The 1,042-nt window shown below is 33.9% G+C and carries 2 protein-coding genes; both read left to right on the forward strand.

All coding sequences use genetic code 11. The features are described 5' to 3' along the window. A partial coding sequence (locus tag FHL06_RS14175) for a PTS sugar transporter subunit IIA domain-containing protein (protein WP_153387305.1) occupies positions 1-405 on the forward strand: 405 nt, incomplete at its 5' end. Positions 406-674: 269 nt separating this feature from the next. After that, the coding region (locus FHL06_RS14180; protein WP_153387307.1) for a DUF2252 family protein at positions 675-1,042 on the forward strand (368 nt) is incomplete at its 3' end.

Below are 1,042 nucleotides of genomic sequence, written 5' to 3' on the forward strand. Positions count from 1 at the left end.
GGACATGGTAATTATGCAACAGGAATTGAATCAACAGTTAAGCTATTGGCCGGTGGTTTGAACGGTGTTAGTTTTATAGATTTTACCGGGGATATGGATGAAAACAGTCTAAATAAAAAGTTTTCCGATGAAATAAAAAATGATGATAAAGTAGTATTTATCTGTGATTTGCTTGGCGGAACACCTTTTAAAGAGGCTGTGAAGTTAAGCATGTCAAGTAATAAAGAAATCAATGTTACTTGTGGTTGTAATGTTGGTTCTATTATGGAAGTTGGTCTACAATTAGCAACTTTTGATGGTTCAGCTAAGGAATTGGCTGACAAAATTGTTTCTCTTAGTAAGAATCAGACAAAGGTCTTTGAACATAAGAGTGCAGAACCTGAATCTGATGAAGACGGAATCTAAAAAATCTTTATACCTACAAATATTCAAAAATAAGCATGCCTTCCCTCGGGTGTGCTTATTTTTTATGATAAATTTTCGATAATTTGCGAGTTTGTAAGAAACGTACGAAAAAATTGTGTATTTTAAGTTAATATTCAGTTATAAAAGATAATATTTTAGTCATACTTAAAATATATATTTCAGTATAGTAAACAATAATGTAAAAAATCATGAAAGCTGGCAGTTATCCGAGCTAGCTATTGTATAATTAAATTTGAGGAGATGAGGGTATGAGCAGAACACCATATACTTTCCAAGATACTGATGCTTTTAAAAGTACGGAACAATTAATTATCAGAGGTCGATTTTTCGCGACCACAGTATCTGATCAATTTGATCAATTTGAACCTGAGAAGAGAAACATCCATAAAATCTTAAACATCAAAAATAAGCTATTAGTTCCCGAACTACTAGCCGTTAAGCGTGAACGAATGTCGAAGTCACTTTTTGCATTTTTCCGTGGAACAGTTGATGTAATGCACTATGATCTATCACGTAATGAGAATAGTGGTATCAAGGTATTAGTTGGTGGCGACGCTCATCTCGGTAACTTCGGTTTCTATGGTTCGTCAGAAGGGCAGTTGCTCTTTGACATGAA

Source organism: Companilactobacillus halodurans, from assembly GCF_009600985.1.
GTDB lineage: Bacteria > Bacillota > Bacilli > Lactobacillales > Lactobacillaceae > Companilactobacillus > Companilactobacillus halodurans.